The 23,549-nt window shown below is 71.5% G+C and carries 20 protein-coding genes; 7 read left to right on the top strand and 13 right to left on the bottom strand.

Features of this window, described 5'->3' with window-relative positions:
* The 3 genes from ACY45C_RS04215 to ACY45C_RS04205 form a co-directional block, all read right to left on the bottom strand.
* Nucleotides 1–241, bottom strand: a 241-nt coding sequence (locus ACY45C_RS04215) for a hypothetical protein (RefSeq protein WP_462186330.1), incomplete at its 3' end; no start/stop codon positions are given.
* A 117-nt stretch (nt 242–358) separates the two neighbouring features.
* Nucleotides 359–1,360, bottom strand: coding sequence for a lipoyl synthase (gene lipA / locus ACY45C_RS04210; RefSeq protein ID WP_462186329.1), 1,002 nt, complete (start codon nt 1,358–1,360; stop codon nt 359–361).
* A gap of 159 nt (nt 1,361–1,519) precedes the next feature.
* Entirely contained in the window at nt 1,520–2,254 is a 735-nt protein-coding gene (locus ACY45C_RS04205) for a Type 1 glutamine amidotransferase-like domain-containing protein (protein WP_462186335.1), read from the bottom strand.
* A gap of 210 nt (nt 2,255–2,464) precedes the next feature.
* On the opposite strand from ACY45C_RS04205, the gene ACY45C_RS04200 reads away from it, so the two are divergent.
* Entirely contained in the window at nt 2,465–4,057 is a 1,593-nt protein-coding gene (locus ACY45C_RS04200) for a protein kinase (protein WP_462186334.1), read from the top strand.
* A 27-nt stretch (nt 4,058–4,084) separates the two neighbouring features.
* Here ACY45C_RS04200 and sucB read toward each other — a convergent pair whose 3' ends face one another.
* The 3 genes from sucB to ACY45C_RS04185 all read right to left on the bottom strand — a co-directional run bounded on the left by sucB (nt 4,085) and on the right by ACY45C_RS04185 (nt 8,880).
* Nucleotides 4,085–5,599 carry a 2-oxoglutarate dehydrogenase, E2 component, dihydrolipoamide succinyltransferase gene (gene sucB, locus ACY45C_RS04195; protein ID WP_462186328.1) on the bottom strand — a complete coding sequence of 505 codons (1,515 nt, stop codon included), beginning with the start codon at nt 5,597–5,599 and terminating at the stop codon, nt 4,085–4,087.
* 18 nt (nt 5,600–5,617) lie between these two features.
* Nucleotides 5,618–7,000 carry a dihydrolipoyl dehydrogenase gene (gene lpdA / locus ACY45C_RS04190; protein WP_462186327.1) on the bottom strand — a complete coding sequence of 461 codons (1,383 nt, stop codon included), beginning with the start codon at nt 6,998–7,000 and terminating at the stop codon, nt 5,618–5,620.
* A gap of 296 nt (nt 7,001–7,296) precedes the next feature.
* Complete coding sequence (locus ACY45C_RS04185) at nt 7,297–8,880, bottom strand: leucyl aminopeptidase (RefSeq protein WP_462186326.1); 1,584 nt, start codon at nt 8,878–8,880, stop codon at nt 7,297–7,299.
* 120 nt (nt 8,881–9,000) lie between these two features.
* On the opposite strand from ACY45C_RS04185, the gene gcvT reads away from it, so the two are divergent.
* On the top strand, nt 9,001–10,116 hold the full coding sequence (gcvT, locus tag ACY45C_RS04180) for a glycine cleavage system aminomethyltransferase GcvT (RefSeq protein WP_462186325.1): 1,116 nt from the start codon (nt 9,001–9,003) through the stop codon (nt 10,114–10,116).
* A 57-nt stretch (nt 10,117–10,173) separates the two neighbouring features.
* Here the strand turns inward: gcvT and cobS are convergent, their stop codons facing one another.
* Together cobS and cobT are read right to left on the bottom strand one after the other, a co-directional pair.
* Nucleotides 10,174–11,007, bottom strand: coding sequence for an adenosylcobinamide-GDP ribazoletransferase (gene cobS / locus ACY45C_RS04175; RefSeq protein ID WP_462186333.1), 834 nt, complete (start codon nt 11,005–11,007; stop codon nt 10,174–10,176).
* A complete protein-coding gene (cobT, locus tag ACY45C_RS04170; RefSeq protein WP_462186332.1) occupies nt 11,007–12,098 on the bottom strand; it encodes a nicotinate-nucleotide--dimethylbenzimidazole phosphoribosyltransferase in 1,092 nt (363 codons plus the stop codon). The genes cobS and cobT overlap by 1 nt, the downstream gene beginning before the upstream one ends.
* Nucleotides 12,099–12,345: 247 nt before the next feature.
* Here cobT and ACY45C_RS04165 point away from each other — a divergent pair, with 247 nt between their 5' ends.
* Both ACY45C_RS04165 and ACY45C_RS04160 read left to right on the top strand, forming a co-directional pair.
* Complete coding sequence (locus ACY45C_RS04165) at nt 12,346–14,154, top strand: DUF4062 domain-containing protein (protein WP_462186331.1); 1,809 nt, start codon at nt 12,346–12,348, stop codon at nt 14,152–14,154.
* A gap of 141 nt (nt 14,155–14,295) precedes the next feature.
* A complete protein-coding gene (locus ACY45C_RS04160) occupies nt 14,296–16,578 on the top strand; it encodes a hypothetical protein (RefSeq protein ID WP_462186324.1) in 2,283 nt (760 codons plus the stop codon).
* 20 nt (nt 16,579–16,598) lie between these two features.
* On the opposite strand, the gene ACY45C_RS04155 is transcribed toward ACY45C_RS04160, so the two are convergent.
* A complete protein-coding gene (locus ACY45C_RS04155; RefSeq protein WP_462186323.1) occupies nt 16,599–18,122 on the bottom strand; it encodes a bifunctional adenosylcobinamide kinase/adenosylcobinamide-phosphate guanylyltransferase in 1,524 nt (507 codons plus the stop codon).
* A 122-nt stretch (nt 18,123–18,244) separates the two neighbouring features.
* The gene (locus tag ACY45C_RS04150; RefSeq protein WP_011437513.1) at nt 18,245–18,418 is read right to left on the bottom strand and encodes a hypothetical protein; all 174 of its coding nucleotides are present in this window, start codon (nt 18,416–18,418) and stop codon (nt 18,245–18,247) included.
* A gap of 425 nt (nt 18,419–18,843) precedes the next feature.
* Here ACY45C_RS04150 and ACY45C_RS04145 point away from each other — a divergent pair, with 425 nt between their 5' ends.
* The 3 genes from ACY45C_RS04145 (at nt 18,844) to ACY45C_RS04135 (ending at nt 20,418) form a co-directional block, all read left to right on the top strand.
* Nucleotides 18,844–19,056: a hypothetical protein gene (locus ACY45C_RS04145; protein WP_462186322.1), complete on the top strand. Its 213-nt coding sequence runs from the start codon at nt 18,844–18,846 to the stop codon at nt 19,054–19,056.
* 205 nt (nt 19,057–19,261) lie between these two features.
* Nucleotides 19,262–19,741, top strand: coding sequence for a nitroreductase/quinone reductase family protein (locus ACY45C_RS04140; protein WP_462186321.1), 480 nt, complete (start codon nt 19,262–19,264; stop codon nt 19,739–19,741).
* Between the two features lie 68 nt (nt 19,742–19,809).
* Nucleotides 19,810–20,418 (top strand): TetR/AcrR family transcriptional regulator, encoded by a 609-nt coding sequence (locus ACY45C_RS04135; RefSeq protein ID WP_462186320.1) that lies wholly within the window; start codon nt 19,810–19,812, stop codon nt 20,416–20,418.
* Between the two features lie 63 nt (nt 20,419–20,481).
* Here the strand turns inward: ACY45C_RS04135 and ACY45C_RS04130 are convergent, their stop codons facing one another.
* Genes ACY45C_RS04130 through nadA form a run of 3 tightly spaced genes read right to left on the bottom strand, consistent with a single transcriptional unit; the run spans nt 20,482 to nt 23,352 of the window.
* Complete coding sequence (locus ACY45C_RS04130; protein WP_462186319.1) at nt 20,482–21,447, bottom strand: aldo/keto reductase family protein; 966 nt, start codon at nt 21,445–21,447, stop codon at nt 20,482–20,484.
* Between the two features lie 46 nt (nt 21,448–21,493).
* A complete protein-coding gene (locus ACY45C_RS04125; protein WP_462186318.1) occupies nt 21,494–22,129 on the bottom strand; it encodes a DUF3043 domain-containing protein in 636 nt (211 codons plus the stop codon).
* Nucleotides 22,129–23,352, bottom strand: coding sequence for a quinolinate synthase NadA (gene nadA / locus ACY45C_RS04120; RefSeq protein WP_462186317.1), 1,224 nt, complete (start codon nt 23,350–23,352; stop codon nt 22,129–22,131). The genes ACY45C_RS04125 and nadA overlap by 1 nt, the downstream gene beginning before the upstream one ends.
* Nucleotides 23,353–23,549 lie beyond the last annotated feature (197 nt).

Below are 23,549 nucleotides of genomic sequence, written 5' to 3'. Positions count from 1 at the left end.
TCAGTGCTGGGTGGCGACCGCGAGCGGACGCGGGGCGGCGGCCCGGGGTGGTGACTCGGGGCGGCGCGGGCGTGACCGACGTGACCGACAGCGGCACGGTGGTGTCCATCCATCGATAGCCGGTCGTCACGTGCAGATCGGTGGCCGCCCGCCACGCGTTACGACGCGCGGTCTTCTGACCTCCGTGCGGCAGCAGCAGCAGGGTCACTTCTTCGAGAACGCTGAGCAGTGAACGGAGCACGATGGGAACGACCTCCCGGCACGGTCGTGGGCACACACCTCGATGATGGGCGAAGAGGATGACCCCCACGTAACAAGGGGGTAACGCTAAGCTAATTCTAGCTGCTTCGAGGAATGGTCACCACGGACTCGGCCGTTGCCCGTGAGAGTTCTCCGACCCACTTTCCGGGGGAACGGACATTTCGCTGCGACCCTGGTCACGTGCCGTCATCGCTTGCTGGTAGAGACGGCCGGCCCGGTAGGAAGACCGGACGAGCGGACCGGACATCACCCCGGAGAAGCCGAGCTCCGCGCCGACACGTTCCCAGTCGAGGAACTCCTCCGGCCGCACCCACCGCTCGACCGGATGGTGCCGCGGCGTCGGGCGCAGGTACTGGGTCACGGTGAGTAGCTCACACCCCGCCGACCGCAGATCCCGCAGGGCCGTGTGGATCTCCTCCGCCGTCTCACCTAGACCCAGGATGAGGTTCGACTTCGTGACCAGCCCGGACTGGCGGGCCTGGCGCAGCACGTCGAGTGAGCGTTCGTACCGGAACGCCGGCCGGATCCGCCTGAAGATCCGGGGTACGGTTTCGAGGTTGTGGGCGAGTACCTCGGGCGCCGCGCCGAACACCTCGCCCAACTGGTCGGGCCGGCCGCCGAAGTCCGGGATCAGGACCTCCACGCCGGTACCGGCCGAGCGAGCGTGGATCTGGCGGACCGTCTCCGCGTACAGCCGCGAGCCGCCGTCCGCGAGGTCGTCCCGAGCGACTCCGGTGACCGTCGCGTACCGCAGGCCCATGGTGGCGACGGACTCCGCCACCCGGTGCGGCTCGTCATGGTCGAGCGGTGCGGGCCGCCCGGAGTCGATCTGGCAGAAGTCGCAGCGGCGGGTGCAGACCTCCCCGCCGATCAGGAAGGTCGCCTCGCGGTCCTCCCAGCATTCGTAGATATTGGGACAGCCGGCTTCCTCGCACACCGTGTGCAGCCCGGCCGATTGGACCAGCCCCTTGACGTCCTGGTACTGCGGGCCGGTGCGCAGCCGAGTCCTGATCCACGATGGCTTGCGTTCGATCGGCGTCTGCGCATTACGGGCCTCGATGCGCAGCAGCGGACGACCCTCGGGGGCGACGGCGGTCATACCACCAGCTCCATCTGCTCAGCTTGCTCAGCGACCGGTGCGAAGAAGGGGCCGCTCCGCGGCCAAGCGAATTTCGGCGAGGAATCGCTGTATGTCCCATGCTTCGCGGTAGGGGACCGCGGAAAGCCTGAGAACATCCACAATCATAAGCCTGCCGGCTCAGTCGCGGGGCACCGCGGGTAGCAGACGGGGCACCACCGCGGTCTCCACGGCGGTGCCGTCCGGACCGCGTTCGACCCGCCAGGCGTGCACCCCGGGCCGGTCGGCCACCGCCTCGACGAGATCGGTGCCGTGGAAGTGCAGACCCACTCCGTCGTCGGTCGCCCATCCGGCCGGCAGCGTGCCCTCGGCGACCAGCCGCTGGAACAGCGGCCGCCGGCCGGCCTCCGAGTCGTAATGCGGGGTGTTGCTGAAGGGCAGCAGGCCGAGGCCGTTCGCCACCGGGCGGAGATCCGGGCCGAAGGAGTCGGTGGTGCCGCCCATATGCCAGCACAGTGAACCGGCGGAGACTCCGCCGAGCACGACCCCCGCCTCCCACGCCTCGCGGAAGATCTCACCGAGCCCGTGCACGGCCCAGACCGCGAGCAGATTGGCGACGCTGCCCCCGCCGACCCAGACGACGTCCTGCGCCAGCAGATGGGCGCGGATGTCGGCGATGTTCGGCATCGGGAACAGCGTGAGGTGGGAGACCAGCACGTCGGGTCGGTCGCGGTTGAACGCCGCGTACCCGCGGGCGTAGGCGGCCTGGTCGTCGCCCAGGGCGGTCTGCAGCAGGCAGACCCGGGGCCGTGCGCCCGTTGCGGACAGACCGATGGCGTGATGGAGGATGGGACCGACCTTGGCTCCGTAGCGGCCGTCCGGAAGGAAGCCACCGCTGGTGGCGAGGATCTGCACAGGTTCGTCGCTCTCTGAAGGCTGTCGCACGTGACGGTCATCGATCGCATGCCCCGCGGCGGATCGTAAAAAGTTATCCACAACCGGACGAAGAGGTATGCAGACCGGACGAGTTTGAGCCTAGCGTCGCTTCTTGTGACCTTCACCGACGATTCCGCGGACAGACCGGCCCGGCGCGTCGGCCGCGTACCCGAGGTCCCGGGGGTGAGCATGCGTTCCCGCCTGCGGGACGCCGGCTCTGGAGAGCTCTGGTCGGGTCAGTTCGACCAGTCCGGGATCGAGTGCGTGGTGCGGCGGGTGCGGCTGGCGCCGGACCCAGTGCTGCGTTCCGCGGCGGTTATCGCGGCCCGGGCCCTCGTGGACCTGGAGCATCCCCATCTGGTGCCGGTCGTGGCGGTGTTGCCGACCGCGGAGGGCCTGGCGTTGATCACCGAGCCGGTCGTCGGCGGTGTCAGCCTCGCGCGGCTGCTCGCCGCCCGCGGGGACCTGGACCCCGGTGAGGTCGTCACGATCGGTCTGCCGATCGCGCAGGCCCTGGCCGCCGCGCACGCCGTCGGCGTCGTGCATGGCCGGCTCGGGCGTGAGGACATCCTGTTGGAGCCGAACGGGCGTCCGGTTCTGATCGGGCTCGGGGCCGCGGCGCTGGCCGACGCCGCCAGACCGGATCCGATTCCACCCGAGGCCGCGTCTGCGGATGTCCATGATCTGGCCACTCTGCTGCTCGGGGCGATGCGTGAGGCCACCGGGCCGGACGCAGCCGCGGTGGCGGTGGCGGTGGCGACCGCCATGATCGACGACCCGCGCCGACGACCGAGTGCCCTGGAACTCGCCGCGTCGCTGGCCCGCAGTGCGACTCCGCTCCCGGTCCGCTTGGCGGGCGGCGGCGAGCCGGGTGGCGCGGCGCGGCGCGGCCCCTCGCCGACCGAAACCCTGCCGGTGATCCCCCGGGTGGACCCGCCCGGCGATCCGGCCCCGCCCGACCGAACCATCACCGGAGCGACGGCCGTCGACGCCGCGGAACTGCTCGACTCATTGCCGCCACCGCCCCGACGGTCGACCCGTGCGACGACCAACCCTCGGAAGGCCGCCCGCGGTGGCGGCCGGGGTGCCGGGGGCAACGGGTCGGCCACCGGGGGTGCGGCCACCCCGGGGGGCCTCAGCTCTCCGGGCCGAAGCACCCGGCCGACCTCCGCGCGCCGACCGCGTCGGGTGGGAGCCCGCCGCCAGCGATTGCTGTTCCCGGTGACCGCCGGGCTGGGCCTGCTGGTGGTCGTGGTGGCCGTCGCGTTGCTGCTGGCCAGCCCGGAGAAGGACGATGCGCCCGGCGCGGCCGGGACGTCTGCGCCACCAACCGGTGCAGCCTCCGCGGCTGGGCGGGAACCGACGGCGTCGCCGGTCGCCAATCAGTCGCCCGAGCAGGTCTGGCGTTCGGTACTCGCCGAGTTGAACACCGCGCGCAGCCGTGCGTTCGAGCGGGCTGACGAGAACCTCCTGACAGAGTCTGATGCCGCGGGTAGTGAGCTGCACGCTTCGGACGTCGCGTTGATGAGGCAGGTGGTCGCGAGGGGGGCGCATGCCTCGGCACTGCGCAGCGACATCCTCGATCTCAAGGTCCGGGTCGAGGAACCGGACCGCACCGTGCTGCGGGTCACCCAACGCCTGAACGCCTACGATTTCCTCGACGCCGGGGGGAAGGTGCTGGCGCATCAGGCGGCGAAGCCGCCGGAACGGCGTGACCTCACCCTGATCCGTACCGGCTCCGGCTGGCGGGTCTCGGAGAACGTCCCGGTCCCGGCCGGCTGACCGTCCGGTCAGCCGGCCGGGACCGGGCTACAGACCGAGTTCGGCTTCGAAGGCTCCGTTTTCCAGCCGGTGCTTAATGAAGGCCAGGAAGCGAGCTGCGTCGGCACCGTCGACGATGCGGTGGTCGTAGGTGAGGGACAGGTACACCGTCGAACGAACCGCGATGATCTCGCCCAGCTCCGGATCGTCGACGACGGCCGGCTTCTTCGTCACGATGCCGGTGCCGAGGATGCCCACCTGCGGCTGGTTGATGATCGGCGTGTCGAACAGGGCGCCTCGACTGCCGGTGTTCGTCAGGGTGAAGGTGCCCCCGCCGAGCTCGTCGGGCGAGATTCGGTTGGCCCGGGTGCGGCTCGCCAGGTCGTCGATCTTGCGTGCCAGCCCGATGAGATTGAGATCGCCGGCGTTGTGGATGACGGGCACGACCAGACCACGCTCGGAGTCCACGGCTATGCCGAGGTTCTCCTCCCCGTGGTAGGTGACCGTGCCCGCCTCGACGTCGATGCTGGAGTTGAGCTGCGGGAACTCACGCAGCGCCGCGCAGGTCGCCAAGGCGAAGAACGGCAGGAATGACAGCTTGATGCCCTCCCGAGCCTGGAAGTCGCTCTTCGCCCGGTCCCGCAGCCGTGCGATCCGGGTGACGTCGGCCTCCACCACGGTGGTGAGCTGCGCGCTGATCTGCAGCGACTCGACCATGCGGCGAGCGACCAACGCCCGCAGGCGGGAGAGTTTCTCGGTCCGTCCGCGGACGGGGGCTGCGCCGGTCGGCGCCACGGCCGGGGCAGCTGGGGCTGTGGGGTGGGCCGCGGGAGTCTCCTGCGCTGCGGGAGCCGCGTCCCGCGACCGGGCGGCGTCCTGGATGTCCTGCTTGGTGACACGTCCACCCGGCCCGGTTCCCGCCACGGTCCCCAGGTCCACGCTGAGCTCGGCGGCCATCTTGCGCACGAGCGGGGTGACGTAGCGACCGATGCCGTCGCCGTTCCCGTTGGCGGCGGCCGGGATCTGGGCCGGGACCGGGGTGGGCTCCGGCTGACGAGCGAACGCCGGTGCCGGCGTGGGCGTCGGAGCGGGTGCGGGCGTCGGAGTAGGCGGAGGCGGAGGCGTCGCGGCAGCCGGCTTCACGGGTTCCGGCGCGGCGGGCGCCTGCGCGGCCTGCGCCGGTGCGGCGCCGCCACCCGCGGACCCGTTGTCGATCACCGCGAGCTCGACGCCGACCTCGACGGTCTCATCCTCGGCGACCTTGATCGAGCTGACGACACCGGAGGCGGGGGCGGGGATCTCGGTGTCGACCTTGTCGGTGCTGACCTCGAGCAGTGGCTCGTCGGCCTCGACGCGTTCACCCTCCTGCTTCAGCCACCGTGTGACGGTTCCCTCGGAGACACTCTCCCCGAGCCGGGGCATTCTGACAGATACAGACATGCGGAACGACTCCTTCGTCGCGTCCGGCATCTGCACCGCGCGGGCGGCCGGCCGGAGGCGCTCATGCTTGGCGTGGCCTGAATCCTGGGCGGATCGGGCCGCGGGGGTGGCGCGGGCAGGCACGATCCAGGGCGGTGCCCGCTAACCGTGGACGTGAAGGGGCTTGCCGGCCAGCGCCAGATGCGCCTCGCCGAGAGCCTCGGACAGCGTGGGATGCGGGTGGATGAGCTGGGCGACCTCGGCGGGGAACGCCTCCCAGTTGGTGATGAGCTGAGCCTCGGCGATGAGCTCGCCGACCCGGTCGCCGACCATGTGCACGCCCACCACCGGACCATCGGGGACCGCGATCAGAGTGACCGCACCGGAGGTCCTGAGGATCTGGGACTTGCCGTTGCCCGCCAGGTTGTAGGTGACCGTCTTGATCTCGCCGTACCGCTCCCTGGCGACCGCGGCGGTCAGGCCGACCGAGGCCACCTCCGGATGGGAGTAGGTGACCCGCGGAACGTTGTCGTAGTCGACCGGCACCGGGCCCAGCCCGGCGAGCTGCTCTGCGACGAAGATGCCTTCGGCGAAGCCGACGTGGGCGAGCTGGAGCCCGGGCCGCAGGTCGCCCAGCGCGGACACGGTCGGAATGTTCGTGCGCAGCTGACGGTCGACCAGCACGTAGCCGCGGTCGGTCGCGATGCCGACCTCCTCGTAGCCGAGACCTTCCGAGACCGGTCCACGACCGACTGCGACGAGCAGCAGTTCGGCCTCGATGGTGGTCCCGTTCTCGAGGGACACCGTCACGCCTTGGTCGGTGGACTTCACCCCGGAGAACCGCGCGCCGAGATGCTGCTTGATGCCGCGCTTGCGGAAGGCGCGCTCCAGCAGCTTGGAGCTGGACTCGTCCTCGAGCGGGACGAGGTGCGGCAGCGCCTCGACGATGGTCACCTCGGCCCCGTAGGACCGCCAGACGGAGGCGAACTCGCATCCGATGGCCCCGGCGCCCAGTACCACCGCGGAGGCCGGCACACGGTCGAGGGCCAAGGCGTCATCGCTGGTGATGACCTTGTCGTGGTCGATGTCCAGGCCGGGCAGGGTCTTGGAGTACGAACCGGTCGCGAGCAGGACGTGCCGCCCCTCGATGACCCGGTCTCCGACGGCCACGGCGGTCGGGGAGACCAGCCGGCCGAATCCCTCGACGACCTCGATCCCCCGGGACTTGATCAGGCCGGTCAGCCCCTTGAAGAGCCCGGCGACGACCGAGTCCTTGTAGGAGTTGACCGTGGCCATGTCGATGCCGTCGAGGGTCGAGCGAACCCCGAAGGCCTCGCTTTCGTTGATGTTGTCAACGATCTCCGCCGAATGCAGCAGCGCCTTGGTCGGGATGCAACCTCGGTGCAGGCAGGTGCCGCCGAGCTTGTCCTTCTCGATCAGAACGACGCTCAGGTCGAGTTCCGCGGCGCGCAGCGCGGCGGCGTATCCGCCGCTGCCGCCACCGAGGATGACCAGGTCGACGGGACCGGCCGCTGAATTCGTCACGCCAGGGGTCCCTTCTCGTTGAATCCTGAGGTCTTGCTGGTGGTGCTGAGAGCGTTACTCGTAGTGCCCGCTACGCTCGGCGGCGAAGCCGGTGGCGCGGTTGGCCGCCGCTCCCGACGGCGTTCCCGCCGCTGAGCGCGGCCGCCGAAGCAGGAGCGTCAGGCCACGACTCGCCTAGCCACGGCGACCGGATGCCAGTCTTTCACGTCGTGCGTCCACCGCCGCTCGGATGGGCGTGAGTGTGCTGCATTGCGCGATGCGCCAGCAACCGTTGTGTACCTACCTTCCTCCGCAGGTCAGCTCTCAGCCGGGGAACTGGTGGCCGAACCGGGGGAGGCCACCATCGCCGCGCGGTCCTGCGCCAGCTGGACGAGCGTGCGTACGATCATGCCGGTCCCCCCCTTGGGGGTGTGGCCGTAGGGCTCTCCACCGTTCCAGGAGGGACCGGCGATGTCGATGTGCGCCCAGGACACCTTCTCGGGGACGAACGAGGCGAGGAAGTGCGCGGCGACCAGCATGCCGCCATCCCGGTTGCCTCCCGGTGGCACGTTGGCGATGTCGGCCACTGTTGAGTCCAGTCCCTTGCGCAGATCCGGCGGAAGGGGCATCGGCCAGACGCTCTCGCCGGCGGCGGCGGCCGCCGCCGCGACCGCGTCCACCGCGGCCGCACGACCCATCAGCCCGCTCGTCCGGTGGCCGAGGGCGACAATCTGTGCGCCGGTCAGGGTGGCCACGTCCACGATCAGGTCCGGTGACTCCTCGTTGGCGCGGACGAGGGCGTCGGCGAGCACCAGCCGGCCCTCAGCGTCGGTGTTGAGCACCTCCACCCGGGTGCCGCCGCGCAGGGTGAGAACGTCGGAGGGACGGATCGCGTCGCCCGAGGGCATGTTCTCCGCGCAGGGCATCCAGCCGGTGAGAGTGATCGGGAGCTTGAGCCGGGCCGCGGCGATGACGGTGCCGAGCACCGCGGCCGCGCCCGCCATGTCGGTCTTCATCCATTCCATGGATGTCGACGGCTTCAGGGACAATCCCCCGGAATCGAAGGTGATGCCCTTGCCGACCAGCGCCAGCGCCGGCCGCTCGGATCCACCGCCGCGCCATTCCAGCCGCACCAGCCGCGGCGGATTCGCGGATCCCTGGCCGACACCGAGCAGGCCTCCGAAGCCGCCCTCGGCGAGCGTCACCTCGTCGAGGACCTCGACTGTCACGCCGGCGGCGGTGGCCCGCTCGACGGCGATGTCGGCGAGCAGGGCGGGGGACAGATGGCTCGGCGGAGTGTTCACCAGATCGCGGACCAGGGTGACCGCATCCGTGATGATGACGGCCCGGCGCAGTTCCTCTTCCGCCGTCGGGAGGCTCTGCTCGTCAACGAGCAGCGTCAGCTCCTCGACGGGGCGTGGGCGGCCGTTCGCTGACGTGGTGCGCAGCCCGTCATAGGAGTAGGTGCCGAGCAACGCGCCTTCGGTCACGGCCCGCACCGACTCCGGCGTGACCGCGCCCGGCGCGGCCACCAGAGCGACGGCCACCCGCGCGGTCCCGGCGAGGGAGCGCACCGCGACCCCGGACGCCCGGCGTAGTGCCTCGGTGTCGATCGGCGTGGACGACATCGGCGTGGACGACGTGGCGAGGGGGCCCAGCCCGACCGCGAGGACCGTCGTGCAGGGCACGGCACCGAGGGTGGCGAAGCGGACCGTTTCGCCGGCCTTGCCGGTCGCACCCAGCGAGGCAAGCACCTCCGTCAGCCGGCCGCCGAGCGCGGTGTCCAGGTCCGCCGCGCCCCCGGTCACGAGGAGCCCCTCGTCGCCGGTGGCGGTGCCGATCACCACCGCGTCCACATCGAGATCGGCGAGAGCGGCGGTACTGGGCACGATGGTGGTCATGCAGTGAGCGTATTGAACGGGACGTCTTCCCGGCGGTGATCCGGACGCCACCGGCGGGTGGCCGGAGGCCAGGCCCGCGGTCGTTTCGGCCGGTGCCGGCCTGATACTAGGCTGCTGGCCATGGCAGAGCTGCGTCGATCCCCAGAGCTGCGTCGATCCCCGCTGTACGACCGGCACGTCGAGCTGGGCGCGAAGATGGCCGGGTTCGGTGGCTGGGAGATGCCGATCGAGTACGCCGGCCGCGGGGTGCTCGCCGAGCACCAGGCGGTCCGCGGCGCGGTCGGGATCTTCGATGTCAGCCATCTCGGCAAGGCCAGGATCGCCGGCCCCGGCGCCGCCGCCTTCGTCAACGCCTGCCTGACCAACGACCTGCGCCGGATCGGCCCCGGCCAGGCGCAGTACACCTTGTGCTGCGAGGAGACCGGCGGGGTCGTCGACGATCTGATCGCCTACCTGTACTCCGGCGAGGAGGTCTTCCTCGTCCCGAATGCCGCGAACACCGCACAGGTCGTCGCTCGCCTTGCCGCGGCGGCGCCGGCGGGCGTGTCCGTCACCGACCTGCACACCGGGTACGGCGTGGTGGCGGTCCAGGGACCGGCCTGCGCCGACCTGCTCGGCGCCCTCGGCCTGCCCACCGGCGGGACGTACATGAGTTTCGTCGACGCGGAGTGGAAGGGCCACCCGGTGATCGTGTGCCGGTCGGGCTACACCGGAGAGCGAGGCTACGAGCTGTTGCCCCGTTGGGACGACACCCCTGCGCTGTGGGATGCGCTGTTCGCGGCAGGTGAGCCGCTCGGCGTCGTGCCGGTCGGCCTCGGCGCCCGCGACACGCTGCGGACCGAGATGGGGTATCCGCTGCATGGCCAGGACCTCTCCTTGTCGATCACGCCGGTCCAGGCCCGCTCCGGATGGGCCGTTGGCTGGGACAAGGATCGCTTCTGGGGACGCGACGCCCTGCTCGCGGAGCGGTCCGCCGGCGCCTCCCGCCTGCTGTGGGGGCTGCGGTCCACCGGCCGGGCGATTCCCCGTCCGCACATGACCGTGACCTCCGCGGCTGGTGCCACGGTCGGTGAGGTCACCAGCGGCACGTTCTCTCCGACGCTGCGCCAGGGGATCGGACTCGCCCTGCTGGACCGGTCCGTGCAGGCGGGCGACACGGTGAACGTCGACGTCCGGGGCCGTCCGAGTCCCATGACGGTTGTCCGGCCGCCGTTCGTCGGGTCCTCGCCCAAGTAGCCCAGCCGCCGGGCGGGCCTGCCCGGCGGACTCCAGCGGGCGGCGTCCGCCGCGCTGTCAGTGCAGGCCGAGGGCGTGCAGGACGGGCGTCGGGATCGTCATGGCCATGGCGAGCAGGGTCGCCGCCGCGGTGATCTCGATAAGCCCGCCGAGGATGTCTCCGGTGATCCCGCCGAAGCGCGTGAGCAGATACCGCCGGAGCAGGAACGAGACGCCTGTCCCGACCCAGACCGCGAGGACCGCTCGCAGCGCCCGGCCGGGGTCGCCGCCGTCGAAGTCCAGCAGTCCGGCCAGCGCCGCGACGGCGCAGACAGCCAGGAAGGACAGCACCGCGTCCCGGGTCCGCACGGTTCCCGCGACCAGCGCACCGAGGCCATCCGGCCGAGCCGGCGGGATGGCGCCGGTACAGGCCAGGGTGGCCGCGAGCCTGCTGGTCATCGCGGCGACCAGAATCGACAGCGTGCCGCGATGCGCCGAGATCGTCGTGCTCAGGGCCCCGACCTGAAGCAGCACCACGAACAGGACAATGATCGCTCCGAAGGCTCCGATGGTCGACTCGCGCATGATCTCCAAGGCGCGATCCCTGCCCCGCGCTCGCCAGGCGCCGAGCCCGTCCCCGAGATCGGCCAGCCCGTCGAGATGCAGGCCCCGGGTGACCAGAGCGAGCACCGCGACGCCGACGACGGCCGGCAGCAGGGTCTGGGTGCGCTGACCGGGAACCGCCGTGACGATCCGGGTGGCGAACACCGCACTGCCGGCAAGCAGCCCCAAGGCCAGGCCGACGAAGGGTGCCAGGGCCATCGCCCGGCCCGCGAGCCGCCGGTCGGTGTGCTCCGGGCCCCGCAGCGGCAGGACGGTGAGCAGCGTGAATGCTGTTCTCGCCTCGAGCATCACGGGGCACCGGCCGCGGGGCCCGAGTCCTCCTGGCTGCCGCTGACCTCGGCTTCCCCGCCGACCTCGGCTTTCCCGCTGACACCGGCCTGGTCGAACGTCGCCATCTCGGCCAGCGTGGCCTGGGCCGCCCGCAGGAACGGAACGGCGAGGAGCGCACCGGTACCCTCCCCGAGACGCAGGCCGGCGTCGACCAGGGGGGTCAGACCGAGTGCGTCCAGTGCGATTCCCTGGGCGGGCTCGGTGGACCGGGTGCCGGCCACCCACCACTGGTTTGCTCCCGGGGCGATCCGCTCTGCGGCCAGCGCCGCCGCGCAGACGATCACACCGTCGAGGATGACCGGCGTCCGTCGCACGGAGGACTGCACCAGCAGCCCGGCCAGGGCGAGCAGATCGGCTCCACCGACGACCCGCAGCACCGAATGCGCGTCGCCGGTGAACAGCCGGCCGCGCCGCATCGCGTCCCGGATCGCGGTCGTCTTGATCATCCAGCGTTGGTCGTCGATCCCCGTCCCGCGGCCGACCACCTCGATCGGCTCCCGGTCGCACAGCAGCGCCACGATGGTGGCTGCGGGGGTTGTGTTGCCGATCCCCATCTCGCCGGGAACAAGCAGGTCCGCGCCCGCGTCGATCTCCTCGTCCGCGATGAGTCGGCCGACGGCGAACGCGGCGTCCGCCTCCGCGACCGACAGCGCATCGGTGCGGTCGATCCGTCCGCTCGACCGTCGCACCCGATAGCGATCCGGTGCGGCCGATCCATCCACCCCGCCCGGCGTGAGGGGCCGCGCGGTGTCCACGGACACGTCCACCACGCGCACGGCGGCCCCGACATGGCGGGCCAGCACGTTGACCGCCGCGCCGCCCGCGGCGAAGTTCGAGATCATCTGGGCGGTCACGTCGCTGGGGAAGGCGGACACCCCGGCCTGGGCGACACCGTGGTCGCCGGCGATCACGACCGCCCGGATCCGGGCGAAGGGACGGGGCGGGCAGGTCGCCTGTGCGCCGGCGAGCCAGATGGACAGATCCTCGAGCCGGCCCAGCGCCCCGGGTGGCTTGGTCAGTTCGGTCTGCCGCTGGCGAGCCGCCGCCATCGCGTCGGAGTCCAGCGCGGGAACGGCGGGAACGGCGCTGCCTGACGCATCGGGATCCACGGGATCCTTACTACCTGATCCGCTCGGTCGGCAACGCACCACATCCCCGCGAAGGTATCTCCCAGCGGTCCCCGTACCGCATGATTGTGCCGATCGGCGCGGCCGGGACGGTTGGTCCTTGCCGGCGTGGCTGGCAAAGGCCGGTTGCGGAGGCGGCGGGCTGTTGAGATCGGGTACTTTGCCGGATGTGTCAGCGCCCGCGGTGCCGGTGCCGGCCGTTCCCATCGGGGGAGCGGCCGGCGGGCACGAACGCCGGGTGTTCCTGAGCCACACCGCTGAGCTGCGTCGTTTTCCGCGGGACCGCTCGTTCGTGGCGGCGGCCGAACGTGCTGTCGCGCTGGCCGGGGACCGGGTCATCGACATGGCGTACTTCGGGGCTCGCGACGACGATCCGGCGGAGTTCTGCATCCGCGCTGTCCGCTCGTCCGATGTCTACATCGGCCTCATCGGCTTCCGTTACGGCTCCCCGCTGCCCGGCCGGCCGCAGGTCTCGTACACCGAGCTGGAGTTCGACACGGCAACCGCCGCCGGGATCCCCCGCCTGGTGTTCCTCCTCGACTACTACGCCGAGGTGCCGTTCGGAGACTTCGTCGACGACCTGCATCCCGCTCGCCAGAAGCGATTCCGTGCCCGGCTGCGGGAATCGGGCATCATCACGACCGACTTCCGCAACGCGGGTGACTTGGAGACCGCCGTCCTCGACGCCCTGGTGAAGCTGCGGGAGAGCCAGCGCCGGGAGGCGGCCGCGGGCAGGTCGCTCCTGGCGGGGCCGTCCACCGCGGTGGACCAGGCGGTGCCGGGACGACCGCGTCGACCATGGATGGTGCCTGCGGACCGCGGCGGTGTCGTTGCCCGGCCGGCGCTCACCTCCGCGGTTCTCGCGCAGGTGCTCGCCGGGGCGACGCCCGCGGCCGACGCGGGGTCTTCCGGGGCGTCGGGGTTTTCCGGGGCGTCGGCGGGCGGGGTGATGGACGCACCGGTCGTCCTGTACGGAACGGGCGGAATCGGAAAGACGACCCTGGCTCAGCAGGTCTGTCGGCGTCCGGAGATCGCCAGGCGGTTCGGCGGTGGCGTGCTGTGGGTGACGATCGGGGAGTCGCTCGGCGGCGCGCACCTCGCCGACCGGGTCAATGATCTCAGTGAGGCGCTCTCGGGTCTTCGTCCCGCCCTCTCCGATCCCGAGCAGGCCGGTTTTCATCTCGGCACGCTGCTCGGCGACGAGCCCCGGCTTCTCATCGTCGACGACGTGTGGGAACGCGCCCAGCTCCGCCCCTTCCTGCAGGGCGGTCCGAACACGGTGCGGCTGGTCACCACGCGGCTGCGCGACCTTGCTCCCCGGGCCCGCATGGTTGAGATGCCGACCATGGCCCACGGTGAGGCGATGGCGCTGCTGCTGCGGGACGTCGGCGGTGGTGTGCCGGCGGAGGCCGCGGCGCGGCTGCTGGTCGTCACCGGTCGGTGGCCGATGCTGCTGAGCCTGGTGAACCGGACCCTGGTGCGGCACATTCGGGATGGGATGACCGTGCCGCGGGCCGTCGAGCGGGTGCTGCGTCGCCTCGAGCGGCGCGGTCCGACCGGGCTTGACGTCAGCCGGGCGGCGGACCGGAACGAGGCCGTGGAGGTGACCCTGGGGGCGAGCCTTGGGCTGCTCACCGGGCATCGGTTGGAGCGTTATCTCGAGCTCGCCGTGTTTCCCGAGGACGTCGAGATTCCCCGGGAGGTACTCGAGGCGTACTGGGGAGCCACCGTCGACCTCGATCCGGACGAGGTCGACGATCTCTGCCAGGAGCTCGCGGACCTGTCCCTGGTCGTCGCCTATCGACAGACGCCACCCTCCCTGCTCCTGCAGGATGTGCTTCGCACCTATCTGCGGGTCCGGGTCGGCCCGGCACGGCTGCGTGAACTCGACGCCCTGCTGTGCGATGCCCTCTACACCGCCTTTCTCGCCACCGGGACCGCCACCGCCGGACCGTCGCGGATGCCGGCGCCCTGGTGACTGCTGCCCGACTCCGCCGGATACGCCTGGGCCTATCTGGTCCGTCATCTCACCGGAGCGGAACGGACCGACGAGGTCGCCGCCCTGCTGCACGACCTGCGATGGACCCTCGCCAAACTCGCCCGCCCGCACCTCGGCCCGGTGGCGCTCGAGGCTGATCTGGCCATCGCCACCTCCGCTCTGCCCACCGATCCCGTGCTGGCGGTGCTGAGCCGGACCGTCGCCCAGAGCGCGCATCTGCTGGCCCCCACCGACCCGCCGGAGGCCCTCGGCGCCGTCGTGCTCAGCCGCTTCGACGAACGGCCCGAGCTCGCGGCGGCCCGGTCGCAGCTGGACCGGTACGTCGGCGTACCTCGCCTGGCTAACCGCTGGTCCCTGCCCGACCAGCCGCATCCGGCGCTGCGCCGCGCCTTCGGTGGCCACCGGCGGTGGGTGCACGGGCTCGCCGTTGCTCCCAGCGGCGATTGGCTGGTATCGGCCGGTAGCGATGGAACGGTTCGCGTCTGGGACGTCCCGGAGGGACGATCCCGTGCCGTGCTCACGGGCCACCACGGTCCGGTGCTGGCCTGCGCGGTGGCGCCGGACGGGAGAACCATCGCCTCGGCCGGTGCCGACGGAACGGTCCGCCTATGGACCGCGCCCGATCCCGTCGACGTGCCGGATCTCGGGGATGTCCCGGCTTTCGGGGATGCCCCGGCTCTTGGGGATGCTTCTGGTCTTCGGGATGCTCGGAGTCTCGACGACGGGCAGGCGGACGGCGCCGCTCTGTCCGCCATCACCGCCGTCACCGCCGCAGCCTCGCCGGACCGGCCCGAGCCCCGGGTGCTGACCGGGCCTGCCGGCGAGGTCAACACCTGCGCCTTCACTCCTGACGGGGCGGGGATCATCTCGGCCGGCGGGGCCGGGACCCTGATCCGCTGGGACGTTGTGAGCGGAGATTCTGTCTTTCAGGTCCCCGTCCCCGTCTCCGGCGCGGCGCTGCGCTGCTGGGTGCCGGCGCCGGACGGAAGCTGGATCGCCGTCGCGGGTGACGACTCCGTCATCCGGATCTGTGATGCGACGACCGGAGCCCCGAGGTTGACCCTCACGGGCCATGCCGGATCCGTACTCTCGCTGACCGTCGCTCCAGACGGTAGCTGGCTCGGCTCGTCGGGGCAGGACGGAACAGTCCGCCGATGGTCAATGCCCGCCGGCCGGCAGGACCGCGTGATCAGCGATGGTGCCGGGTCCGTGCGGTGCGCCGCGGTCGGCCCGGATGGCCGCCTCCTGGCGACGACCAGCTGGGAGGGAGCGATCCGGCTCTGGGACGCCGAGCGCGGCACCCATCGCGCGGAGCTGGTCGGCGCCGTCGGAAGCCGCACGTGCGTGGTCTCCCCGGACGGATCATGGGTCGCCGCCGCGGGCCGCTACGGCAGCATCCGGTTGTGGGCAACCGACGTCACCCTGCCCAAGCCCGCCGCGAGTGGCCGGGACGAGGCGATGCGGGGCTGCGCCGTGGTGGTCCCCCGCGGGCGGGACGCGCCCACCCTGGTCGTCGCCTACTCCGACGACGGCACCGCGACCGCCTGGGATCTGGCCACGGGAGAGCCAGGCGCGGCGAGCAGTGGCGGTCGTGTCCAGCAGGCCCGCGGGTCGGTGGCCGCACCCGACGGTTCCTGGGCGGTCGTACCCGTGGACACGAACGCGGTCGGGCTGTGGGATCCCGTCACCGCGACGGTACAGGCCGTGCTGACGGCCGACGTCGAGATCTACGGATTCGCTGTCGACCCCACCGGTTCCTGGCTCGTCGGGGCCTGCGGGGACGGCTCGCTGCGGATGTGGGAGACCGAGGGGGGCGAGTGGCTGGCCACCTTTGCTGCCGCCACCGCTGCCGCGTCGAGCGGTTCCGAGGATCCCCGCGGTCTGGTGGGCTCTGTTGATCAGGCGGGTCATCGCGGTCCGGTGCAGGCCTGCGCGGTCAGCCCGGACGGCAGGTGGCTGGCCTCGGGCGGCAATGACCGCACCGTGCGGTTGTGGGACGTGGCGACGTTGGAGCAGCGGGCTGTGCTCACCGGCCACACCGACAACGTGCTGGGCGTGGGGATCTCCCCGGATGGCGCGCTGGTGGCCTCCGCGGGAGCCGACCACACCGTGCGGGTCTGGCGGGTGAGCGACGGCGCGGCGGTGGCGACGCTCATCGGACACGTCCACACCGTGCGCGACGCGGCCTTCTCTCCGAACGGGGCGTGGCTCGCCACCGCGGGCGGCGATGGCGCGCTGCGCATCTGGGACACCTCGACCTGGCGATGCGCCACCATGATGCGTTTCGAGGGCGCGGCCCGGTCCTGCCGGTGGCTTCCCGCGACCGAACTGGCCGGTCTCATCGTGGCCTGCTCGGCCGGGCTCTATCGCTACGACTTCCTCACGGGAGGATTCGTCCCGTGAGGATTCGTCCCGTGAGGACGCTATGACCGCTCGTGCGGGAACGGTCGCAGCCGGAGGGGGATGCCCGCGACCACCTGCCACACCTCGTCGGCCTCGGCCGCGAGATCGGCGTTGAGACGGCCGAGCGCGTCGCGAAACCGGCGGCCGGCCTCGGCCGGGGGAACGACTCCGGAACCGACCTCGTCCGTGACCGCGACGACCCGGCGGCCGGTGGCCCGCCAGGCGTCAACGAGCTCCTCCGCGCGGATGCGCAACTCGTCCGGACGGTCCAGCCAGGCGCCGACCCACAGCCCCAGACCGTCGATGAGCAGCGGTGGTCCGGGAGAGCGCAACAGGGGGACCAGATCGACCGTCTCCACGGTCGTCCAGGCGGCCGGGCGCCGCCGCCGGTGTGCGGCGATCCGCTCGGACCACTCGGCGTCGGCCGGATCAGGCGGCGCCGATGTCGCGACGTAGACCACCTCCGGTTCGGCGAGCAGCCGGCGTTCGGCCTCGGCCGACTTCCCCGACCGGGCACCCCCCGTGATCAGGAGCCGGTGTGGTGCCGGGAACACCGGGCGCTGCCACCGCCCTGGTGCCCGTGGTGGCTGTGCTGGCTGAGACGGCTGTGGTGGCTGCCGCCGGGCGGCCGGGACGGTGTCATAGACGGTCCCGTCCGCCGGTGCCAGCGCGCCGGCGAGCTGGAGCCGGCGGGCCAGTTCGTCGCCGGGCGGGTTGCGGTGACTCAGATGAACGGCCAGTACCAGGGTGCTCGGCACCACGGCGCCGCGGCGGCGCAGCTCGGCCACGAGCTGACCGAAGGTGTCGAGGTCAAGGTGCTCGCCGAACCCCGGCCGGTCGCCGTTGTTCTCCTCCAGCAACACGACGTCGTAGGCGCGGCCGGTGACCGCCTCGAGCGTCTCCGCCGGCAGCGGCGCCGCGGTGTCGCAGCCGTACAGCAGGCGTCCACCGTCCGGCGCCGTCACGTCGTAGAGCACGGCCGGCCCGATGCTCGCGTCACCGTGCCGGGCGGCGACCGGTCGAACGAGGTAACCCCGATCGCTCGGGGACTCCTGATCCTCCGCGGATCCCCGGTCCTCCGCGGCCTGCCGATCGTCCCCGCCGAGGCGCAGGGGCCCGGGTGCCGTCGGCGTGCCCCCGGGCACCACGGCGATCAGCCGCAGCGGCGAGCCGTCCCGGTCCGGATCGGATCGCTCCCAGCGAGCCAGGAACTCCCGGCACGCCGCCAGCGCCCCCGGCGGACCGACCACGTCGAGGGGCCGTCCCGCGGCTGTCGACCACGAGCGCCACATCAGGCTCTCGGGCCCCAGATGATCGGGATGGGCGTGGCTGATCAGCAGATGACGCAGCCCCGACAGGCGTACTCCGAGCCGGGCAGCGGTCCGGGGCACGTCGGGACCACAGTCGATCAGCAGGGCGTCGTCGATCAGAACGGCCGTCTGCCCGCGTACTTCGTGTTCCCTGGCCCAGGCACAGGATGCGCAGTCGCACCACGGGTTGGGCCAGCCGTCCGCCGAGCCGGTGCCGAGCAGCGTCACCTTCATCGTGTTCCGTCTCCCGGATCCCGTGGCGCCCCGGATCCCCCGGGGTCTCCGCCTCTCCGGGTTCTCAAGCCTGCCAGGCTCCGTGGTTCTCAAGCCTGCCAGGCTCCGTGGCCTCCGGAACCTCAGACGTGCGGGTGGCGCTTGCGCTCCCACAGGGTCATGAGGGTGAGCACCACCGCCAGCAGGAAGATCGCCGCGAAGGTGACGAGCGCGGCGGCCCACCAGGTCAGGGGCGCGTCCTCGTGTTCCACGGACTCGGCCACGATGGCCGCTGCGTTGTAGACGGTCGTTCCCACGCGGGTTCTTCCTCCTTGTACCGACGTACTGCTCACGCAGACGTGCCTGTCGTGCGGACCTGCCTTCGACGCGGCTGTGCTCACCGTGCGGACCTCCGCCGGCTCGCGCGACCGGCGATGACCGGTGACGCCGGCTTCGCGATCGTGGTGGTCGCGGTGCCGTCCGGGCATCCACCAGAACTGACGTTACCGGCGTTCACGACATCTTGGCGCCGGTATCGCCGACCGCGCCAGTAGTACGGGCCGACCGGACCCGGGCCCGCGGGCCGGTCGACCAGTGCCACGATGGATCATCGGCCCTGGGGTGGGGTCGGGAGTCCCGCGTCGGCTGGGTGCACGCGGTTGGATGGGGCGACCGGCCGGCGCACTGGCCGATCACGGCCGGCGGTTCCAGCGCGGGCCGCCCGGGTGGGAAGGACACACTCATGACCTGGACCTGGCGCTACGAAGGCGATGACGGCACCATCACGATGGTCGGCGGGGACTCGACCTCCGAGTCGTTCACCAGCCAGGGAGACGCTGAGACGTGGCTCGGGGAGACCTGGCGTGACCTGCTCGATGCGGGGGTGGCGCAGGTGACGCTCCTCGATGCCGGCCGTCGCATCTACGGGCCGATGAGCCTGCGCCCGGTGACCTGAGCCGCCTCCGCCCGTGCCGGTCCCGACCGGTGCCGGTCCCGATTCGTGCCGACCGAACTACCTCTTGACGAGAGGTCGGCTAACGACGTTAGCTAGCAGTGTTGGCTAGCGGCGTCGGCCTGTCCGGTGTGGTCCGGCCGGCCGAACCATCGAGATCGCTTAGGCTGGCGCCGGGCCGCTCCGGTCGGCAGAGAGGGTGCAGATCTTGACCGAGCACAACAACCCATCCACTCCGGCTGAAGCGCATTACCTCGCCCCCGGATGGTTCACTCGTAACGTGGCCAACCGCGCCGTCGCGGCGTTGACCCGGGCGGGGATCAGCCTCCTGGGCAGCCGGATCCTCGAGGTACGCGGCCGGATCAGCGGCGAGCCGCGCCGGACCCCGGTGAACCTGCTCATCTTCGACGGGCAGCAGTACCTGGTCTCGGCGCGAGGACATGGCCAGTGGGTGCGTAATCTGCGCGTGGCCCAGGGCGAGCTGTACCTGCTGCGTGGCCGGTCGCGCACGCGTTACTCCGCGATCGAGCTGGATCCGGCGGCGAGCGTCGCCGTGCTGCGGGCCTACCTGCGGCGGTGGAAGGCCGAGGTCGGCGCCTTCTTCGACGGGGTCGGGCCGGGCTCGTCCGATGAGGAGATCCGTCGGATCGCGCCCCGCCATCCCGTCTTCGTGATCACGCCGGCGTGAACACAGGGACGGCAACCTCACCGGTGCGGGCGGAATCCGGGTCGGCGCCGGCGCGGGGAGCACGGTCGGTGGCGGAGGTGCGGCCGGCCGGCGAGCTGCCGTTGCCCAGGATCGCGCCCCGCCCGGTCCTGGGCCCCGTCTCGCCGCGGGTCACCGAGATCATCACGGTCGCGCGAGGGGTGCTGGAGACCGAGGGGGCGGGGGCGCTGACGATGCGCCGGATCGGTGATCTCCTCGGTATCCGGGCGCCGTCGCTGTACAAGCATCTCGCGGGCAAGCCGCAGCTCGAGGCCAAGCTGATCGAGACCATGCTCATGGAGATCGGGGAGTTGCTCCACGACGTGGTCGACCGCAGCGGTTCCGCGGAGGTGGTCCCGGCCCTGCTGGCCGCGTACCGGGGCTATGCCCGAGCCCATCCGAACCTCTACCGCCTGGTCACCGACGGTTCGCTGAACCGTCGGCTACTGAGCGCCGACGTCGAGGACTGGGCGGGGGAGCCGTTCTACCGGGCGGCCGGGGAACCCTATCTTGCGCAAGCCCTGTGGGCCGCCGCGCACGGCATGATGATCCTCGAACTGGACGGCCGCTACCTGCCAGGATCCGATCTCGACCGGACCTGGCAGGCGCTGGCCTCCGCTTTCCGCCGAACCGACCCGGCCGACGACCAACCTGGCTGATTCGATCCGATTCGATCCGGGGCAGCCGGCGGGCCCGGGGCCAGGCCTGGAGGCAGGCCCGGGTCAGGCCCGGGTGACGACCTTGGCGAGCACGTCGTCGATCCGATCGAGCAGCACCGCGTCGAGCGTCACGCCGGCAGCCTTGACGTTCTCCCGTACCTGCTCCGGCCGGGATGCGCCGATGATCGCTGAGGCGACGTTGTCGTTCTGCAGCACCCAGGCGATGGCGAGCTGCGCCATCGACAGCCCGGCGTCCGCGGCGATCGGCCGCAGCTCCTGCACCGCGGTCAGCACGTCGTCGCGCAGCAGCCGGGAGATGAAGGTGGAACCGGTTCCACCGGTGGCCCGGCTGCCGGTCGGCGGTGGCTGACCGGGCAGGTACTTGCCGGTGAGCACGCCCTGGGCGATCGGCGACCAGACGATCTGGGAGATCCCGGCCTTCCGGCTGACGGGCACGATGTCGGCCTCGATGGTCCGCCACAGCATCGAGTACTGCGGCTGGTTGGAGATGATGCGGTCCAGCCCCAGCTCGCCGGCCAGCCGGACGGCGTCGCTGATCTGCTCGGCGCTCCACTCGGACACGCCGACGTAGAGCACTTTGCCGGCGCGGACGAGGTCGTCGAAGGCCCGCAGGGTCTCCTCGACCGGCACCGTTGGGTCGTACCGGTGTGCCTGGTAGAGGTCGAGGTGGTCGGTGCGCAGACGGCGCAGCGAGGCGTGCGCGGACTCGATGATGTGCTTGCGACCGAGGCCCTTGTCGTTCTCGCCCGGGCCGGTGGGCCAGTAGACCTTGGTGAACAGCTCGTAGGATTCCCGGCGCACGCCCTGCAGCGCCTCGCCCAGGACGCTCTCGGCGCGGGTACCGGCGTAGACGTCCGCGGTGTCGAATGTGGTGATGCCCTCGTCGAGGGCGGCACGCACACAGGCGGTCGCCGCATCCGCCTCGATCTGGTCACCATGGGTGATCCAGTTGCCGTAGGAGATCTCACTGACCGACAGGCCGCTGCGCCCGAGACGTCGATGCTTCACGTGACGACCTTAGCCGTCGGCCCTGACCGTCGGCCCTGACCGTCGATCAGGGGCGCGGGCCGGAGCGGGAGACCCGCGGGCGGGGGAGTCGCCAGCGCCGCGGCAGTAGCGCGCGCTGCACGGCGTAGGCCCGCACCCGCACCCGGGAGTCCGGGTACTTCTCCGCGACGCGCCGGCTCACCTGCCAGGAGAGCAGGAGCGAGTCGATGACGACCGCGACGATCCCGAGCAGCATCAGCAGGGTCGCGGCCAGCTTGATCGATGCGTTCGGGACCAGTCCGCCGACGAAGTAGACGATGGCGATCGGCAGGAAGAACGACCCGACGTTGATCCGCGTGTCCACGAAGTCGCGGGCCAGCACGCGCTCGGGCGCGCGTTCACGCGGTGGCAGCCGGCTGACGTCGCCGGACATCATCGCCGCGCGGTACTCCTGGCTCTGCCTGCGTCGCGCCGCCCGCGCCTCCTGCTTGTTCGCCGGGGCGCCGAGCGCCCCACCGGGCTTCGTACGGGCGGCCCGCGCCTCCGCCCGGCGGGGCGTGGGTCGGCCCTTGGCCGCCGTGCGCCGCGGATCGGCGACCTTCTCCTGTTCGGCCCTCTCCACCTGCTCGGCGATCGGATCCCCGGCGATGGGACCGGAGCCGGCATCGGAGCCGGCGGAGCCGCGTCGTTTCAGCAGAGCCATCAGGGCAGCGCCAACATCTGGTCGAGAGCCTTCCGGGCATAGGTGGCCATGTCCGGGTCGACGGTGATGCGGTTCACCGTCTCACCCCGCACGAGGGACTCCAGCGCCCACACGAGGTGGGGCATGTCGATCCGGTTCATGGTGGAACAGAAACACACCGTACGGTCCAGGAAGACCACGGTCTGGTCAGGGTGCCTCGTCGCCAGCCGCTGCACCAGGTTCAGCTCGGTACCGATCGCGAACGCCGATCCGGCGGGAGCGGCATCGACGACCGAGATGATGTACTCGGTCGAGCCGACGAGGTCGGCCGCGGTGACGACCTCCCGCCGGCACTCCGGGTGGGCGAGCACCGTCACCCCGGGGATCCGGCGGCGGACTTCGTCGACACTATCGCGGGTGAACCGGCCGTGTACCGAGCAGTGACCCCGCCAGAGGATCATCTTCGCCTCGCGCAGCTGCCGGCTGGTCAGTCCTCCCGAGGGCTTGCGGGGGTCGTAGACGACGCAGTCCTGCTCGCTCATCCCCAGCTCCCCGATGGCGGTGTTGCGGCCGAGGTGCTGGTCCGGCAGGAAGAGCACCCGGGCGCCCCCACGCTCGCCGAAGGCCCACTCCAGCGCGCGCCTGGCGTTCGACGATGTGCAGATCGTCCCGTCGTGGCGCCCGGTGAACGCCTTGATCGCGGCCGAGGAGTTCATGTAGCTCACTGGAACGGTGCCGGCGGCGACTCCCGCGTCGAGCAGATCGTCCCAGGCCTGCTCGACCTGCTCGGCTGTGGCCATGTCCGCCATCGAGCAGCCGGCGGCAAGGTCCGGCAGGATCACCTGCTGGTGCGCGCCGGTAAGGATGTCGGCGCTTTCCGCCATGAAGTGCACGCCGCAGAAGACGATCGCCTCGGCCTGCGGCCGCGCGGCGGCCTGCTGGGCCAGCTTGAACGAGTCGCCGGTCACGTCGGCGAAAGCGATGACCTCGTCGCGTTGGTAGTGGTGCCCGAGGATGAATGCCCGATCACCCAGCGCCCGCTTCGCCGCCGCGGCGCGGGCTGTGAGGGTCGGATCGGCCGCCGGGGGGAGTTCACCCGGACAGTCCACGCCACGCTCGCTGGCCGGGTCGGCCTGGCGTCCGAGTAGCAGCAGGGCCAGCGGTGACGGAGTCACACCGACCCGGTCGAGGGCCGGGCCGCGAGCAGGGATCGGGTCGCGCCGCAGGGCCGGGTTGGTGGTCATGGCACTCCTCCGGTCGACCGGCCCTCGGCCTGGCCGCCTCGTCGTCCGCGGCGGCCGATCGAACGATCCCGCCGGACCCGTCCACGAATGGTCGATGAGACTCTAACTCCCGGCGCCATCGTATGCCGAGCTCTTCGTGGTCAGCTGGCGGCCAGACGAAGGTCACTAACGTGAACGGGAGTGACCACCGTCTCCAA

The sequence above is a fragment of the Frankia sp. CcWB2 genome (assembly GCF_977927585.1).
This window is presented reverse-complemented; position numbering and strand designations above follow the sequence as displayed.

What these genes read in the sequence shown, in the direction of transcription:
- ACY45C_RS04125 (WP_462186318.1), bottom strand. Translation starts at nt 22,129, where the DNA reads ATGGCTCTGCTGAAACGACGCGGCTCCGCCGGCTCCGATGCCGGCTCC.
- cobS (WP_462186333.1), bottom strand. Translation starts at nt 11,007, where the DNA reads ATGCTCGAGGCGAGAACAGCATTCACGCTGCTCACCGTCCTGCCGCTG.
- cobT (WP_462186332.1), bottom strand. Translation starts at nt 12,098, where the DNA reads ATGGCGGCGGCTCGCCAGCGGCAGACCGAACTGACCAAGCCACCCGGG.
- lipA (WP_462186329.1), bottom strand. Translation starts at nt 1,360, where the DNA reads ATGACCGCCGTCGCCCCCGAGGGTCGTCCGCTGCTGCGCATCGAGGCC.
- ACY45C_RS04155 (WP_462186323.1), bottom strand. Translation starts at nt 18,122, where the DNA reads ATGAAGGTGACGCTGCTCGGCACCGGCTCGGCGGACGGCTGGCCCAAC.
- nadA (WP_462186317.1), bottom strand. Translation starts at nt 23,352, where the DNA reads ATGACCACCAACCCGGCCCTGCGGCGCGACCCGATCCCTGCTCGCGGC.
- gcvT (WP_462186325.1), top strand. Translation starts at nt 9,001, where the DNA reads ATGGCAGAGCTGCGTCGATCCCCAGAGCTGCGTCGATCCCCGCTGTAC.
- ACY45C_RS04200 (WP_462186334.1), top strand. Translation starts at nt 2,465, where the DNA reads ATGCGTTCCCGCCTGCGGGACGCCGGCTCTGGAGAGCTCTGGTCGGGT.
- ACY45C_RS04145 (WP_462186322.1), top strand. Translation starts at nt 18,844, where the DNA reads ATGACCTGGACCTGGCGCTACGAAGGCGATGACGGCACCATCACGATG.
- ACY45C_RS04185 (WP_462186326.1), bottom strand. Translation starts at nt 8,880, where the DNA reads ATGACCACCATCGTGCCCAGTACCGCCGCTCTCGCCGATCTCGATGTG.